Source organism: Jujubicoccus corallicola (assembly GCF_047345645.1).
Lineage (GTDB): Bacteria > Pseudomonadota > Alphaproteobacteria > Rhodobacterales > Rhodobacteraceae > JBLEFH01.
The window spans coordinates 306943-322045 of sequence record NZ_JBLEFH010000002.1 but is presented as its reverse complement, the minus strand read 5'-3'; the positions used below and the strand labels follow the sequence as shown (position 1 = coordinate 322045).

General features: G+C 61.3%; 14 protein-coding genes. 3 read left to right on the top strand and 11 right to left on the bottom strand.

What is annotated here, in order from left to right; genetic code table 11:
* Positions 1 to 2: 2 nt before the first annotated feature.
* From ACMA5I_RS04335 to bglB, 3 genes are read right to left on the bottom strand one after another with little or no spacing between them, the layout of a single operon-like run.
* The gene (locus ACMA5I_RS04335; RefSeq protein WP_525885008.1) at positions 3 to 515 is read right to left on the bottom strand and encodes a TRAP transporter small permease; all 513 of its coding nucleotides are present in this window, start codon (positions 513 to 515) and stop codon (positions 3 to 5) included.
* On the bottom strand, positions 515 to 1489 hold the full coding sequence (locus tag ACMA5I_RS04330; RefSeq protein ID WP_525885007.1) for a TRAP transporter substrate-binding protein: 975 nt from the start codon (positions 1487 to 1489) through the stop codon (positions 515 to 517). The genes ACMA5I_RS04335 and ACMA5I_RS04330 overlap by 1 nt, the downstream gene beginning before the upstream one ends.
* A 32-nt stretch (positions 1490 to 1521) precedes the next feature.
* A complete protein-coding gene (gene bglB / locus ACMA5I_RS04325; RefSeq protein WP_525885006.1) occupies positions 1522 to 2640 on the bottom strand; it encodes a beta-galactosidase BglB in 1119 nt (372 codons plus the stop codon).
* 227 nt (positions 2641 to 2867) lie between these two features.
* On the opposite strand from bglB, the gene kdgR reads away from it, so the two are divergent.
* The gene (kdgR, locus tag ACMA5I_RS04320) at positions 2868 to 3662 is read left to right on the top strand and encodes a DNA-binding transcriptional regulator KdgR (RefSeq protein WP_525885005.1); all 795 of its coding nucleotides are present in this window, start codon (positions 2868 to 2870) and stop codon (positions 3660 to 3662) included.
* A gap of 6 nt (positions 3663 to 3668) precedes the next feature.
* Here kdgR and ACMA5I_RS04315 read toward each other — a convergent pair whose 3' ends face one another.
* The 8 genes from ACMA5I_RS04315 to ACMA5I_RS04280 form a co-directional block, all read right to left on the bottom strand.
* Positions 3669 to 5030, bottom strand: coding sequence for an FGGY-family carbohydrate kinase (locus tag ACMA5I_RS04315; RefSeq protein WP_525885004.1), 1362 nt, complete (start codon positions 5028 to 5030; stop codon positions 3669 to 3671).
* Positions 5027 to 5341: an L-rhamnose mutarotase gene (rhaM, locus tag ACMA5I_RS04310; RefSeq protein ID WP_525885003.1), complete on the bottom strand. Its 315-nt coding sequence runs from the start codon at positions 5339 to 5341 to the stop codon at positions 5027 to 5029. The genes ACMA5I_RS04315 and rhaM overlap by 4 nt, the downstream gene beginning before the upstream one ends.
* On the bottom strand, positions 5341 to 6336 hold the full coding sequence (locus ACMA5I_RS04305; RefSeq protein ID WP_525885173.1) for an ABC transporter permease: 996 nt from the start codon (positions 6334 to 6336) through the stop codon (positions 5341 to 5343). Before ACMA5I_RS04305 ends, rhaM begins: the two co-directional genes overlap by 1 nt.
* 2 nt (positions 6337 to 6338) lie before the next feature.
* Positions 6339 to 7319: an ABC transporter permease gene (locus tag ACMA5I_RS04300; RefSeq protein WP_525885002.1), complete on the bottom strand. Its 981-nt coding sequence runs from the start codon at positions 7317 to 7319 to the stop codon at positions 6339 to 6341.
* Positions 7316 to 8845 (bottom strand): sugar ABC transporter ATP-binding protein, encoded by a 1530-nt coding sequence (locus ACMA5I_RS04295; protein ID WP_525885001.1) that lies wholly within the window; start codon positions 8843 to 8845, stop codon positions 7316 to 7318. Before ACMA5I_RS04295 ends, ACMA5I_RS04300 begins: the two co-directional genes overlap by 4 nt.
* Before the next feature lie 78 nt (positions 8846 to 8923).
* A complete protein-coding gene (gene rhaS / locus ACMA5I_RS04290; protein WP_525885000.1) occupies positions 8924 to 9913 on the bottom strand; it encodes a rhamnose ABC transporter substrate-binding protein in 990 nt (329 codons plus the stop codon).
* A 29-nt stretch (positions 9914 to 9942) separates the two neighbouring features.
* Positions 9943 to 10590 (bottom strand): SGNH/GDSL hydrolase family protein, encoded by a 648-nt coding sequence (locus tag ACMA5I_RS04285; protein ID WP_525884999.1) that lies wholly within the window; start codon positions 10588 to 10590, stop codon positions 9943 to 9945.
* A complete protein-coding gene (locus ACMA5I_RS04280) occupies positions 10587 to 11387 on the bottom strand; it encodes a DeoR/GlpR family DNA-binding transcription regulator (RefSeq protein WP_525884998.1) in 801 nt (266 codons plus the stop codon). The genes ACMA5I_RS04285 and ACMA5I_RS04280 overlap by 4 nt, the downstream gene beginning before the upstream one ends.
* A gap of 178 nt (positions 11388 to 11565) precedes the next feature.
* Here ACMA5I_RS04280 and ACMA5I_RS04275 point away from each other — a divergent pair, with 178 nt between their 5' ends.
* Together ACMA5I_RS04275 and rhaI are read left to right on the top strand one after the other, a co-directional pair.
* Positions 11566 to 13662 carry a bifunctional rhamnulose-1-phosphate aldolase/short-chain dehydrogenase gene (locus ACMA5I_RS04275; RefSeq protein WP_525884997.1) on the top strand — a complete coding sequence of 699 codons (2097 nt, stop codon included), beginning with the start codon at positions 11566 to 11568 and terminating at the stop codon, positions 13660 to 13662.
* 33 nt (positions 13663 to 13695) lie between these two features.
* Positions 13696 to 14970 (top strand): L-rhamnose catabolism isomerase, encoded by a 1275-nt coding sequence (gene rhaI / locus ACMA5I_RS04270; RefSeq protein ID WP_525884996.1) that lies wholly within the window; start codon positions 13696 to 13698, stop codon positions 14968 to 14970.
* Positions 14971 to 15103 lie beyond the last annotated feature (133 nt).

Genomic DNA, 15103 nt, shown 5'->3' with positions numbered 1-15103 from the left:
GGCTATTCTCCCGTCAGCTCTGCTTGTTCTTCCGAATGGACGTGATGCGTGATGCCGCGGGACAGGTCCACAAGGTTGAGAACGCTATAAAGGATCATCAGGCCGCCGCTCACCGGCAGCGAGAGATAGACCCAGCTCATCGGGATCTGCATCACCGGGCTGGTCTGGTTGGAGGCGATGGAGACGCCTTTGAAGCCGCCCCAGATCAGCACCGCGCCTGCGAAGAGGATGAAAACGCTGTAGATCAGCGCATCGACGCGGAGCTGGTTTTTACGGGACATGAAATCGCGCAGGAAATCCACGCTGAGGTGGCTCCCCTGCCCGGTGGCATAGGCCGCGCCGAGCAGAGACATCCAGATGACGCCATAGCGCAGCATTTCCTCGGTCACCGATGAGGGTGCGTTGAGGGCGTAGCGGCTGAACACCTGCCACGCCAGCACAATCACCAGCGTGGCCAAGAGCGTGCAGCAGACGAACCCAACGAGGAGGTCTAATCCGCGGCGCAGCCCGTTCATCACTCGCTCCCGCCGGTGCTGCGGATCGCTTCGAGCAACGCCTTCGCCTCGTCGCTCTGCTCGTCATAGATCGGCGTCACGGCCTCGCGGAAGGGCGCGACATCGGGCTCGTAGAAAGTCACGCCGAATTCGTCCGCGGATTTCTGGCGCTCTGCCTCGATGGCGTCATCCCAAACGGTTTTGTGGAATTCGGTCGACTCTTTTGCCGCTTCCATCACCGCCGCGCGATGCTCGTCCGACAAACGGTCGAGCGCGTTGGTGCCGATCAGCAGAATGTCGGGGATGCGGGTGTGGCCGTCATAGCTGTAATGCTTCGCAACTTCGGCATGGCGGGCGATGGTCAGCGCGAACTCGTTGTTTTCCGCGCCATCGAGAATGCCCTGCTGAAGCGCGGTATACACTTCCGCCTGCCCCATGGCGACCGGCGTTGCACCCAGAAGCTCCATGGTGCGGATCGCGGTCGGGCTTTCCAGCACGCGAATTTTCAGCCCCTGCAAATCCTCAACGGATTCAATCGGGGTGTCGGTGGTGTAGAAGTTCCGCGCACCCGAATTGTAATAGGTCGCCCCGACAAAGCCGAGATTGCGGGTCGACTCGTAAACCGGCCCCATCACCTCCGCGCTATCCATGGCGGTGTAGAAATGCTCCTGATCGTCAAAGACGTAAGGCAGCGGGAACACGCCATAGATGGGCGAGAAGCTTTCGAGCAACCCGCCCGATACTTTGGTAATGTCGAGCGCGCCACCTTGGAGCATCTCGACCATTTCGCGCTCCCCGCCAAGCTGGCTGTCCGGGAAATACTGAATGGTGACTTCGCCGCCGGTTTTCTCCGCCACCAGCTCGCCGAATTTCTGCATCGCCTCGACGGTGGGCGTGGCGTTCTGGGCATAACCGAAACGCAAGGTCTCGGCGCTGGCGATCCCGGCACTCAGAATGAGCGCCATGGCTGTCAGGGTCTTGATTGGACGGTTCATAGGGTTTCCTCCACTAAAACGCGCGTGTGTTTTTAGATGTATCCGCGCAGATATTCGGCCAGCGCAAACATCGCCATCGCCTGCCCGTAAGGCATCGAGGTCAGTTTGATCTGGCGGTAGTAATCGAGATCTTCGCCCATGGCGGTCCCGAATGACGTGTTGAGAAGCTCCCCTTCGGGGCTGATATTGTCGATGACGCCGCGAATGGCGCGGCGCGCCACGGGCGCATAATCCGCGGGCAGATAGCGCTTGCGCACGGATTTGAGCAGCCCGTAAGCAAACCCCGCCGTGGCGGAGGCTTCGAGATAGCTGTCCTTGTCGTCGATCAGCGTGTGCCAAAGGCCGCTCTCATCCTGCGTCTCGCGCAGCGCTTCCGCCTGACGGGCAAGAAGCGAGAGCAGATGACGGCGCAACGGGTCCTCCGGCTTGAGGTCGAGCATGTCGATAAATTCGGGGATCGCGATGGTGATCCAGCTATTGCCGCGCGCCCAAAGCGCCCGCGCGAAATTATGGTTCCCATCGAAGGTCCATCCGTGGAACCACAGCCCGCTGGATGTATCGGCGAGATACTGGGCATGGAGCAGGAACTGGTATTTCGCCTCTTCAATATACTCGGGGCGGTTCAGCACCTGCCCGATCTTGGCCAGCGGCATGACGCTCATCATGAGCGTGTCGTCCCACATCTGCTGATCGTTGACGCTGTTGTAAACGATATGCTGGAGACCGCCCTCGCGAGTGCGCGGCATCTCATGCATCACCCATTCGGCCCAGGTGTCGAGATAAGGCTCCCATTGCGGGCTCGGCTCGCGCTCGTAGAGGCAGGCGAGGGTCAGAAACGGCGCGACGGTGTTGATGTTCTTGGTCGGCATCCCTTCGAGCAGCCGCGCATCGAACCAGTCGCAAATAATGCCCATGGCTTTTTCGCTGCCGGTCAGCTCCCAGTATTTGAGGAGGCCGTAGAGCCCGATCCCATGCGTCCACTCCCAACCGGCCCAGCCTTTGGTATCGATAATGCGCCCATCTTCGAGATGCAGCAGGAACTCACCCGTCTCATCGGTGATGTTCACGAGATTATCCGCCAAACGCTCGATCAGCGCGGCAACCTCACCGCGCGCGATAAACTGATCCTTTTGCCGCAAGAGCGGGTGCATTCAAGATCCTCCCTCTGTCCGAATTCAATTTTCGGAACGCTATTCTAAAAATAAAGGAAACATAATCCATTTCGAAAATCAACGTGGAATTTACGCGGCGGCATGTGGTCGCTCGAAATCAACATAAGTTAATGTAAATAAATGAATTTTATGACATTAACAGATGATCTTGACAGGCCATTCCAACAGTTTCAAAATGAGGTTCCAAAATTTGCTGAACGAGTGCCATGGCCAAAACCCCGCAAAAAACTGAAAATGCCGCCGCTGTGCTCAAAGTGTTCGCCGTACTCGAATCGCTGGCGGAGGATCAGCGGGCGAGCCTCGCCGATATTGCGCAGCGGGCGATGACCTCGAAAACCACGGCGCATCGCCTGCTCCAGACCATGCTTGATCTCGGCTATGTCGAGCAGGACCCGGAGACGGAGAAATACGGGCTGACGCTCAAACTCTTCGGTCTCGGGGCACGGATTTTGCGCGGGCAGGAGGATTTGCTGCGCGCCGCCGACCGCGAAATGGGCAAGCTGTCCCGCGCGACGGGCGAGTCGATCAATCTCGGCGTGATCGACGATTTTGACCAGCGCGTCGCCTATATCCACAAATACGACTCCGCCTACACGCTCTCGATGCAATCGACGCTGGGGCGCCGCAATCCGCTCCATTCCACGTCGCTCGGCAAGGCGCTTCTGGCGTTTCGCGATGACGACGAAATCCGCGAGCGGATCGCGAAGATGGACCTCAAAAAACTCGCGCCGCGCACGATCACGCGGCCTGAGGAATTGTTCGTGCAGCTGATGCAGACGCGCAAGCAGGGCTATGCGGAAGAGATCGAGGAAAGCGAGGCGGGCGTGCGCTGCATGGCCGCGCCGGTGCTCGATTATGCGGGCCGCTCGGTCGCCGCGATCAGCGTGGCCTTCCCGCTGGTCCGTTTCGATGAGACGCGCAAGCCGGAATATATCCAGCTTCTGCGCGAGGCGAGCCGCAACGCCTCCGCCGCGCTCGGCTATTTCGAGATCAGCGCCTGACGCCACTCACGACACCGCCGCGCGCCAAGCCGCTGCGTAGGCTTTGAGGTCGGTTGTCTCTCCGCCTTGGGCCGGCGTCGTTGCCGCGTGCCGCCCGTCCGTTTCAAAGAGCAGCGCCGCGCCGATACTCGTGCCCGTCGCGGATGCCGCGATCTCGACGCCGCCCTCCCGGCACGCCGCCAGCATCTGGAGGAAATCCGCGTTCTTGGCGAACGGGCCTTCGACAACTGTCGGCCCCTCGGCACCGATGAGGCTCAGGCAAGCATCCGTCATCAGCGCGAGATAAAGCGAGAGCGCATAGATCCGCGCGCCATCGGTCGGCGGCTCTTGGGTCCAGCGCGCGGTGCGACCGGCAAAGGGTCCGCTCTCGGGAACGACAGCGGGCAGCAGCATGACCTCATCAGCCAGCACAGCGGCGCGATCCTCCGCGCTCGGCTCCGCCGCCCCCTGACCCCGGATCACCTCATATTCCCGCCCGCCCATAAAGCGCGCCGATGGGATGGGATCGCCAAAAGCGGAAACATTGATGAGCGTGTCGCGGGCCGGATCGAGCGCGGGCGTCTCGCCGCCCGCCGCCATTACCACGACCCAAGTGCCTGTGGAGACAACGGAAAACGCGCCGTCTCGCCCGAGCAGATGCGGGAGCATAGAGGCGTTGCTGTCATGGATCCCGCAGAGAACGGGCGTCGCCTCCGGCAAGCCAGTGGCAGCGGCGATCTCCGGCGTGATGGTGCCGAGAACATCCGAGGTTTTGTGCGCGAGCGCGAGTTTGTTCGCGATGCCAAGCGTCTCGACCAGTGCGGATGGCTCACCCGATTGCGGCAGCCACAAATCGGTGTGGCAGCCGAGCGAGGACACATCCGTCGCCAGCTTCCCGGTCAGCCGATAACCCCAATATTGCGGATAGGTCACGATATGCGCCGTCCGCGCCAAGAGGTCCGGATCACGCGCGAAGAGCCAGTGAAATTGCGCCCCAAGATTGAGCCCCATCGGCAAACGCGGCGCGCCGGTCTTTGCAAAAGGCGGACGCAGTTTGTCGTAGTCTGCGGTGAGATCATCCGGGCCGCTATGCTCATAATCGAGCATCGGCGTCGCCAAGTACCCATCCGCATCGAGCAGCACCGCCGCCGCGCCATGGGTGGTGATCGAAATCCCGTCAACACCATGCTCCGCGTGAAACTGCGCCAGATGCTCCAGAAAAAACTGCCAATGCCCGTCGAGGTCGAAATGCGGATAAGGCGGCCCCGGCAGAACCGTGTTGGGCCGCGTGACGACCGCAATTTCTTCGAGACTGCGCAAATCCACCAAAGCCAGCTTGGCATTGGTCTTGCCCACGTCGATAACGGCGATATGGCGCGGCGCGCTCATGGCAGGTGGAACACGGTTTGCAGCGGCGTTTCCATCGGGCTGTCATCGGCGTTCGTCTCCATGATGTCGGCCATATAGGCCCACCATTTCTTGACCGCCGGATGCGCGGGCAGCGCCGCCATATCGTGATCGTCGCGCCGCCACAGCACGGCGAAGAGATGCCGCGTTTCCGGGTCGTAATGGATCGAATAATCTTCGACCCCGGCCGATCTCAAAGCAGTGATCAGTTCGGGCCAGATCTCATCATGGCGCTTTTTATATTCTTCAAGCTGGCCCTCATGGAGGACCATGCGAAACGCATATTTTTCCATTATCTGCGCCTCCGTGCTTTCTCCCAGAGACGCGGGAGCGCGATCACGCCGATCAGCAGCAGGCCGATGAAAATCGACATGACGATCCCCGGCACGTTGAGCAGCCCGAGGCCGAAGGTCACGAGGCCCATGACGAAGGCCGCGATGACCACGCCCGGAATAGAGCCGGAGCCGCCGAGGATGTTGACCCCGCCAAGCACAACCATGGTGACGACCTCAAGCTCCATCCCGGCGGCGATGGAAGGCCGGGTCGAACCGAGGCGCGAGGTCAGGCACACCGCTGCGAGGCCGGACATGAGGCCGGTCAGCAGAAACAGGATCATCTTGACCCGCGCCACCCGGATGCCGGAGAACATCGCGCCGGTCGGGTTGTTGCCAATGGCATAGACGGCGCGGCCGAAATTGGTTTTGTGGAGCAGCACGCCGTAGATCACGGCGAGGATCGCGAAGATCACCATTTCGACGGTGATGACCCAGAACACATAGCCCTGCCCGAACCAGGCAAAGCTTTCCGGGTAGCCGCGAAACGCGCCGTCGCCGAGGATGATATAGCTGATGCCTCGGAAAAGGCTCATCGTCCCGATGGTCACAACGATGGAGGGCAGGCCGAGCCGGGTGACCAGAACGCCGTTGAACGCGCCGCAAAGAAGGCCCGTGCCAAGCCCGGCCAGCACGATCACGGGCGTGCCGAACCCGGCTTGCATCACGAGACCCATGGCGGTGGAGGAGAGCGCGATGATCGAGGCGACGGAGAGGTCGATCTCGCCCGAGATAATCAGCAGCGCCATGGCGAAGGCGATCATCGCTTTCTCGGTGAAGTTGAAGGTCGCGTCGCTCAAATTCCACGCATTGAGGAAATAGGGCGAGGCGAAGCTGTTGAGGATGAAGATCCCGACAGCGACGGCCAGAAGCAGCGTCTCCCAGCTTTTCAGGCGCTTCTCAAACGGCGAGCTGAGTTGGTCCGGGATGTGCCGCCGGGTTTGCGTTTCGGTCATGCTCACGCGGTCACCTCTGCGGATTTGAGGATCACCCGCCCCTTGCTGCGGCTGGAGCGCGCGTTGAAGGCTACGGCGATGATGATGGCCGCGCCGGAAATGGCGAGTTGCCAGAAGGGCGAGATGTTCACCACCGGCAGCGCGTTTTTCACGACGCCAAGGAAGAGCGCGCCAAGTAGCGTGCCGATCACCGAGCCCGCGCCGCCCGCGATGGAGATCCCGCCGATCACGTAAGCCGCGACCACGTCGAGCTCAAACCCGCCCGCGATATCGACATAGGCGACGGCGTAGCGCGCGATCCAGAGATAGCCCGTCAGCCCGGCGAGCGTTCCGGAAATGACGAACGCGAGAAACTGCGTTTTGCCGACATTGATGCCGGTATAGACCGCCGCGTGTGGGTTGCCCCCAACGGCGAAGAAGGAGCGGCCAAGGGTGGTGCGCTGCATGACGAGCAGCATCAGCCCGACCATGAGGATCGCGATCCAGCCAAGCACGGGCATTCCGAGAAATTCGGCACGCGGGAAGCCGGTGAAGCTGGCGCTCATTTCATGGGCGTTGATCCATTGCCCGTCCGTCAGCAGGAAAATGATGCCCCGGAAAATCGTCATGGTGCCGAGGGTGACGACGATGGGCGGAATGCCGAGTTTCCACACCAAAAGCCCGTTGATCGCGCCCAGAAACGCGCCGAGCGAGAGGGCGACAAGGATGATGACAATCACCGGCAGCCCCGGCATGGCGACATTCAGCATCGCGCAAACCATGCCCGTTAGCGCAAGATTGGCGGCGACAGACAGGTCGATACAGCGGGTCAGGATCACCACCATTTGACCGAGGGCCAGAATGATAAGCGGCGCGCTGTCCGCGAAGACGGCGACGAGATTGCCGGGCGAGACGAAAGCGGGGAAGCGGCTGGCGATGATCGCCAGAAGCGCAACGATGGCGCCAAAAAGGATCGCTTCACGGGATTTGAGCAGCGTCATCATGCGGCGTCTCCTTTCGCGTCGATGCCGGCGGCATGGCGCACGAGGGTTTCGGGGGTGAGCGCGTCGCCCGCCAGTTCAGCGGCAATCCGGCCCTCGCGCATCACGATGACCCGGTCGGACATGCCGAGAATTTCAGGGATTTCAGAGCTGACCATGATGACCGAGAGCCCTTGCGCGGCGAGTTCGGACATGAAGTCATGCACCGCTGCTTTGGACCCGATGTCGATCCCCTTGGTCGGCTCATCGAGGATGATCACGCGCGGTTTGGTCGCCAGCCATTTGGCGATCACGACTTTTTGCTGGTTGCCGCCCGAAAGGCTCCCGACTGGGGTGTCGAGCGAGGCGGCGCGCAGGTCCAGCCGTTCGGTATATTCGCGGGCGAGCGCGAATTCCTCGGCCAGTTGAATGAACCCTTTGCGGGAGGTGCGGTTCAGCGACGGGAGCGTCACATTCTGGAAGATCGGCAAATCGAGGATCGCGCCCTGCTTGCCCCGGTCCTCCGGCACATAGACGATCCCCGCGTCAATCGCGTCGGCGGGGGAGCGGATCACCGTGATCTGTCCGTCAAACCGCGCGGCGCCCTTAGAGGGTTTGGTGATCCCGATCAGCGATTGCATGAACTCGGACCGCCCTGCCCCGACGAGACCGTAAAAGCCAAGGATTTCACCACGTTTGAGGGAAAAGTTAATGTCCGCAAACTCGGTCGGGTGGCTGTAGCCCACGACCTTCAGCACCTCTTCGCCAATCTCGGCCTTGCGCTTGGGGAAGATTTGATCGACCGCCCGGCCCACCATCATCTGCACCAGATCGTCCTCGGTGGTGCCCGCCATCTTGCCCGCGCCGACAAACTGGCCGTCGCGAAACACGGTGTAGCGGTCAGAGATGCGGAAGATTTCGTCGAATTTATGGGATATGAAGAGGATCGCCTTGCCCTGCGCTTTGAGGGTCTCGACCAGCTCGTAAAGCTCCTCGATTTCCTTCTGGCTGAGCGCGGCGGTCGGTTCGTCCATGATCACGACCCGCGCATCGACCGAGAGCGCGCGGGCGATGGCAACCAGATGGCGCGAGGCGATGCCGAGGTCTTTCAGCTTCACCGCCGGGTCGATCTGTGCGCCGATCCCTTTCAGGATCTCGCCCGCCTGTTTGCGCATGGCGCTGCGGTCCATCAAGCCGAACCGGCCCTTTGGCGCATGGCCCAGAAAGATGTTCTCAGCGACGGACAGCTCTTCAAAAAGCACCGTCTCCTGATGGATCGCGGTGACGCCCGCATGAGCGGCGTCCTGCGCGGTCGCAAAATGGACCGGCGCGCCATCGAGCAGGATCTGCCCCCCATCGGGCTGATAGATCCCCGTCAGGATTTTCACCACGGTGGATTTCCCGGCTCCGTTCTCCCCGATCAGCGAGGTCACTTCGCCGGGATAAAGCTCCAGCCGAACGCCATCCAGCGCCTTAACCCCCGGAAATGTTTTGGTGATCTCATCCAGCGCGAGAACCGGTCTCCCCTCGCCGGACGCGGTATGATCCATGCTCATGGCTCACGCGCCTTCCGCAAAATGTCGAAAAGGAAAAGGCAGGGGCAGCGCGCCGCCCCTGCCCGTCAAAGATCAGAAAATGTCTTTGAATTCGTCGATATTGGAGCTGTCATAGATGAACGGCTCGGCCATCGCGGCGGAGGTTTCATCATCCAGCGTGACCTCGCCCATGCGGCCGATATTGATCGTCGCACCCGGCTCCGCCTCTGCGTTATCGGTGGCGAGTTGATAGGCCATCATGGTGGCCGAATAGCCCAGATCAATCGGGTTCCAAATCGCGAAGGATTTGGACGCGCCGCTCTCGATCGCGCCCGCCATTTCGGAGGGAAGGCCAAGGCCGGTCACATTGACCTCACCCGCCTTGCCCGCATCGGAGACGGCCTGCGCTGCGGCCACGATGCCCACCGATGTCGGCGCGATGATCGCATCGAGGTCCGGATAGGACTGCATCAGGCCCTGCGCTTCACGGTAGGATTTATCGGCCAGATCATCGCCGTAAACGGTCGCGACGACTTCAATATCGGGATAGTCTCCCATGACCTTGTTCATCTCTTCGATCCAGGTGTTCTGGTTCGTCGAGGTGGTGGTCGCCGACAGCACGGCAACCTCGCCGCCATCGGGCAGGTTGTCCGCCGCGAGCTGAATGATCATCTGACCGATCAGCTCATTCGAGGACGGGCTGAGATGCGCCTCGCGCCCGTCTTCGGCCACGCCCGAGTCCCAAGAGACTACGGTGATCCCGCGCTGCATGGCTTTCTTCAGCGTCGGCACCAGAGCGTCGGTGTCATTTGCCGAGACCGCAATCGCGTCGACATTCTGCGCGATCAGCGAGTTGATCACTTCGATCTGGCCTTCGGCGGTGGTATCCGTTGGGCCGGTATAGATGATCTCGACATCGCCGAGCTCCTCCGCGGCCTCTTCCGCACCCTTCGCGGCGGCTTCGAAAAAGCCGATCCCGAGAGCTTTGGCGACAAGCGCGATCCGCACCTCTTGGGCCGAAGCGCTCCCGGCCATCAAGGCGACAGCGGCGGAGCCGAGCAACAGGTTTTTCACTAGATTCATGGTTCATCCTCCCTTTGAACAGGCGGGCCTTAGCGGCCCATCCCTTTGATAATCTCTGCAAATCTGTCCGCGAGCGTGCGATGCGCTTCCGGCGTCAGATGGATTCCGTCCGCCGGATCGACGGCTGCCATCGATCCCGCGTCGAAAAAATAGGCGCCCTCTTGCTCTGCAAGACGCGCGTAAAAATCGGCAAGCTGCTGCGATTTCGCCGCGCCGCCCGCCATATGCGGGCCGGGCACGCCGATCTCGATAATCGGTGCGGGCGCAACGATGAGCAGCGCCGGATCGCCGCCCTCCGGTCCTACGGCCAGCGCGCGGATCTCCTGAACGAGCCGGGCCATCGCCTTGGCAATATCCGCCGCCTCCAGACTGAACCGCGCCTTGAGATCATTCGTGCCAAGCATCAGGATCACGAGATCCAGCGGCGCATGTGTCTGAAGAAGGGCGGGCAAAACGCGCAAACCGTTCTTATGCGCGCCCTCGATTGGGTCATCGAAACAGGTGGTTCGCCCCGGCAAACCTTCCTCGATCACGCGGTAATCCGGGCCCAGTTTTTCGGCCAACTGCGTCGGCCAGCGGGTCTCCGCGCCATAGCGCCACCAACTGCCATCGGGCGCAATCGCCGATGCGCCGTGGGTATTGGAATCGCCAAAGGCAAGGATGACCCGCGCGCTCATGAAGCCGCCTCTTCCCGCGCCGCCGCGACCGGCGCGACGATCAGCTTGATATCGGCGGATTCGAGCATGGCCGCCGCCCGGTCGCTGATCCCCTCATCGGTGATCAACACGTCGATGCGGTCGAGCGGGCAAAGCACAAGGCTCGACCGGCTCTCGAATTTGCTGGAATCGACGAGGAGCACCAGCTCATCGGCCTGACCGATCAGCTTTTGCTCCGCCTGAATAATCAGCGGGTCCGCCTCCATCACGCCAATCGGCGCAACACCCTGCGCGCCCATGAACATGCGGCGCGCGTAGAAATTGCGGGTCACGTCATTGTCGAAGGGCGAAAGGACAATGTTCTGCTCGCGGTAAATCACACCACCCGAGATCAGCACCGAATTTTTGGAATGTTTTACCAGATGCTCGGCGATGGCGAAGGAGTTGGTGAACACCTTGCAGCGGCGATTGGCGAGCGGGTGGACCATCTGAAAGGTTGTCGTCCCGCCATTGATGATGATCGGATCGCCCTCTTCGCACAGCTCCACCGCCGCGGCGGCAATCGCCTGTTTCTGCTTGATATGGCGCGTCTCATTAACGGAGAACGGACGACCCGCCAGCCCCGGAAACTGGTTCGGCGAAAGCGCTTCGGCCCCGCCCCGCACCCGGCGAAGCTTCTTGGCCACATGCAGCGCGGCGATGTCCCGGCGGATCGTCGCCTCGGACGCGCCGGTCATGGCACACAGCTCCGCCACGGTGACCACCGGGCGATCCTGAACCGCCGACAGGATGATTCCATGGCGTTCTTTTTCGTGCATCCATGCCTCCCTTTTGATCGAAGATGACGGATATTGACGCTCAATGTCAATCATAAATTATCAATGATCGCCATATATCCGCTCATCATGATTGTTTTTGATTGTTTTTGATTGACAATGCATGTGACCCGCCGAATACTCCGCTTCAACACACATCTGGGCTTTGGGAGGAATCATCATGACATCGGCATCGGCGCGGCTGGCTTCACTTTGGGACGACGCGAAAGCGGCAGAGATGAGCGAGCCGGAAAAGCTGCTTTACCGCTCGAACCTTCTCGGCTCAGACAAGCGCGTCACCAATTATGGCGGCGGCAACACCTCGGCGAAGGTCATGCAGGCCGATCCGCTCACGGGCGACGAAGTCGAAGTGCTGTGGGTGAAGGGCTCTGGCGGCGATATCGGGTCGATCGAGATGGACGGGTTCGCGACGCTCTATATGGAGAAGCTGCGGGCGCTGAAGGAGAAATATCGCGGGGTTGAGTATGAGGACGAGATGGTCGGCTACCTGCCCTATTGCACCTTCAACCTCAACCCGCGCGCGGCCTCGATCGACACACCGCTTCATGCCTATGTGCCGAAAAAACATGTCGATCACGTCCACCCGGATGCGATCATCGCCATCGCCGCGTCGAAGGATTCCAAAGCGCTGACGCAGGAGATTTTCGGCGATGAAATCGGCTGGCTCCCGTGGAAAAAGCCGGGCTATGAACTGGGCCTCTGGCTGGAGACGTTTTGCAAGGACAACCCGGATGCGAAGGGCGTAGTGCTGGAGTCCCACGGTCTCTTTACATGGGCTGACGATGCGAAAGAGTGCTACGAGCTGACGCTGGAGATCATCAACAAGGCGATGGACTATTTCGCGGAGAAAACCACTGGCCAGCCCGCGTTCGGCGGCGCGGTTCATGAGAGCCTCGATACCAAGGAACGCCGCGAGATTGCGGCCAAGCTGATGCCCGCCATTCGCGGCTTCGTCTCGGGCCAGCAGCATATGGTCGGCCATTTCGAGGATAGCGACGCGGTGCTGGAATTCGTCAACGCCAAGGATATGCGCGATCTGGCTGCCCTCGGCACCTCCTGCCCGGACCATTTCCTGCGCACGAAAATCCGCCCGCTGGTAGTGGATTTCGACCCGGCCCAGAAGAATATCGACGCGGTTCTGGAGGGGCTGGAGTCGCAGGTCGCGGCCTATCGCGAGGATTACAAAGCCTATTATGAGCGCTGCAAACATGACGACAGCCCGGCCCTGCGCGACCCGAATGCGGTGGTCTATCTCGTGCCCGGCGTCGGCATGATCACCTTCGCCAAGGACAAGGCGACGGCGCGGATTTCGGGTGAGTTTTACATCAACGCGATCAATGTGATGCGCGGCGCGTCGGCGGTGTCCGAATATCAGGGTCTGCCGGAGCAGGAAGCTTTCGACATCGAATATTGGCTGCTTGAAGAGGCCAAGCTCCAGCGCATGCCGAAGCCGAAATCGCTGGCGGGCCGGGTCGCGCTCGTGACCGGCGGCGCGGGCGGGATCGGCGCGGCGACAGCGGCGCGCTATCTGGCCGAGGGCGCTTGCGTCATGTTGGCCGATATCAATGAAGAGAGCCTGAGCGCGACCGCCGAAAGCCTTGCCGGGCGTTTCGGTAAGGATGTGGTCGGCACGGTCATGATGAATGTGACCGATGAGGATCAGGTTGCCGCGGCCTATGCCGATATGGCGGTGACCTTTGGCGGCGTCGATATCCTCGTCTCCAATGCCGGGATCGCCTCCTCCGCGCCCGTGGAAGAAACCAGCCTGGCGCTCTGGAACAAGAATATGGACATTCTTTCCACCGGCTATTTCCTCGTATCGCGTGAGGCATTCAAGGTGATGCGCACGCAAGGGATCGGCGGCGCAATTGTCTTTGTGGCCTCGAAAAACGGCCTCGCCGCGAGCCCCAATGCCTCCGCCTATTGCACGGCGAAAGCGTCTGAAATCCACCTTGCCCGCTGTCTCGCGCTCGAAGGCGCAGAGGCCGGGATCCGCGTCAATGTGGTCAACCCCGATGCGGTACTGCGCGGCTCGAAAATCTGGGAAGGCGAGTGGCTGGAACAGCGCGCGGGCACCTACGGGACAGATAAGGACGGGCTGGAAGAAATGTATCGCCAGCGCTCCATGCTCAAACGCTCGGTGCTGCCCGAAGACATTGCCGAGGCGGCCTATTTCTTCGCCTCCGAAAATTCGGCGAAATCGACCGGCAACATCATCAATGTGGATGCGGGCAATGTGCAGGCCTTCACCCGGTGAAGACACGCGCCCCTAGGGCCATGGGAGGATATTATGATCAAAGATGACATCATCGCAGGCGACAACGAACGCCGCAGCGCAGATCTCGACAGCGACTATGCCGCGCTTGGCGAAAAACTTGCGCGCCGCGGGGTTGAGATTGACGCGATCAAGGAACGCGCGAAAGGGTTCGGCGTCGCCGTCCCGAGCTGGGGCACCGGCACCGGCGGCACCCGCTTCGCGCGCTTCCCCGGCGAAGGGGAACCTGCCACCATCTTCGACAAGCTCGACGATTGCGGCGTTATCCATAAGCTGACACGCGCGACCCCCAGTGTGTCGCTCCACATCCCCTGGGACAAAGCCAACCCGGCGGAGCTGCGCGACAAGGCTGCGCAGCATGATCTCAGCTTCGATGCGATGAACTCGAACACCTTTCAGGATCACGCGGACCACCCGCGCTCCTATAAATTCGGCTCGCTCAGCCATACGGATGCGGCGACCCGCCAGCAGGCCATCGAACACAATATCGAGTGCATCGAGATCGGCGAGAAGATCGGCTCCAAGGCGCTGACCGTCTGGATCGGCGACGGGTCGAACTTCCCCGGCCAAACCCATATGGGCCGCCAATTCGAGCGCTATCTCGGCTCGATGAAAGAGATCTACGCCGCCCTGCCCGGCGACTGGCGCCTCTTTTCCGAACACAAGATTTACGAGCCCGCCTTCTACTCCACCGTGGTTCAGGACTGGGGCACGTCGCTCCTGACCGCGCAGGAGCTTGGCGAGAAAGCCATGTGCCTCGTCGATCTCGGCCACCACGCGCCGAATGTGAATATCGAGATGATCGTCTCGCGCCTCATCCATGCGGGCAAACTCGGCGGCTTCCATTTCAATGACAGCAAATATGGCGATGACGATCTCGACAGCGGCACCATCGAGCCCTACCGCCTGTTTCTCGTCTGGAACGAGTTGGTGGACGCGGAATCCACGCCTGGCCTCGACCTCGCGCATATGATCGACCAGTCGCATAACGTGACGGACCCGATCGAGAGCCTGATGATCTCCGCTATGGAAATCCAGCGCGCCTTCGTGCAGGCCTCGCTCGTGAATCGCAGCGCGCTCAGGGGCTATCAGGACGAGAACGACGCGCTCATGGCCTCCGCCACCCTCCGCGCCGCCTTCCGCACCGACGTGGAGCCAATCCTCGCCAAAGCGCGCCAAGAGGCGGGCGGCGCGATTGATCCGGTCATGGCCTACCGCGCCTCCGGCTATCGCGCGGCGGTGGCGGAGGCGCGGCCGAAAGCGAGTGGTGCGGGCGGCGGGATTGTGTGACGGGAGTCGGGAAGTCGGTTTTCTGGCAAGATTGGCAGTGCCTCGACGTGGAGAACGGCGATGCCGGGCGAGATGCGGGTGACGCGCCCGCCACCCGCTTGCCCCGCAAATCGACGCCCTTTGAAAGAGCGCT

Excerpts from the sequence above, each read along its gene's own strand:
- ACMA5I_RS04275 (WP_525884997.1), top strand. The coding sequence starts at position 11,566 with ATGACATCGGCATCGGCGCGGCTGGCTTCACTTTGGGACGACGCGAAA.
- ACMA5I_RS04335 (WP_525885008.1), bottom strand. The coding sequence starts at position 515 with ATGAACGGGCTGCGCCGCGGATTAGACCTCCTCGTTGGGTTCGTCTGC.
- ACMA5I_RS04285 (WP_525884999.1), bottom strand. The coding sequence starts at position 10,590 with ATGAGCGCGCGGGTCATCCTTGCCTTTGGCGATTCCAATACCCACGGC.
- ACMA5I_RS04300 (WP_525885002.1), bottom strand. The coding sequence starts at position 7,319 with ATGATGACGCTGCTCAAATCCCGTGAAGCGATCCTTTTTGGCGCCATC.
- ACMA5I_RS04330 (WP_525885007.1), bottom strand. The coding sequence starts at position 1,489 with ATGAACCGTCCAATCAAGACCCTGACAGCCATGGCGCTCATTCTGAGT.
- rhaS (WP_525885000.1), bottom strand. The coding sequence starts at position 9,913 with ATGAATCTAGTGAAAAACCTGTTGCTCGGCTCCGCCGCTGTCGCCTTG.
- ACMA5I_RS04315 (WP_525885004.1), bottom strand. The coding sequence starts at position 5,030 with ATGAGCGCGCCGCGCCATATCGCCGTTATCGACGTGGGCAAGACCAAT.
- ACMA5I_RS04295 (WP_525885001.1), bottom strand. The coding sequence starts at position 8,845 with ATGGATCATACCGCGTCCGGCGAGGGGAGACCGGTTCTCGCGCTGGAT.
- ACMA5I_RS04280 (WP_525884998.1), bottom strand. The coding sequence starts at position 11,387 with ATGCACGAAAAAGAACGCCATGGAATCATCCTGTCGGCGGTTCAGGAT.
- kdgR (WP_525885005.1), top strand. The coding sequence starts at position 2,868 with ATGGCCAAAACCCCGCAAAAAACTGAAAATGCCGCCGCTGTGCTCAAA.
- bglB (WP_525885006.1), bottom strand. The coding sequence starts at position 2,640 with ATGCACCCGCTCTTGCGGCAAAAGGATCAGTTTATCGCGCGCGGTGAG.
- rhaM (WP_525885003.1), bottom strand. The coding sequence starts at position 5,341 with ATGGAAAAATATGCGTTTCGCATGGTCCTCCATGAGGGCCAGCTTGAA.
- rhaI (WP_525884996.1), top strand. The coding sequence starts at position 13,696 with ATGATCAAAGATGACATCATCGCAGGCGACAACGAACGCCGCAGCGCA.
- ACMA5I_RS04305 (WP_525885173.1), bottom strand. The coding sequence starts at position 6,336 with ATGACCGAAACGCAAACCCGGCGGCACATCCCGGACCAACTCAGCTCG.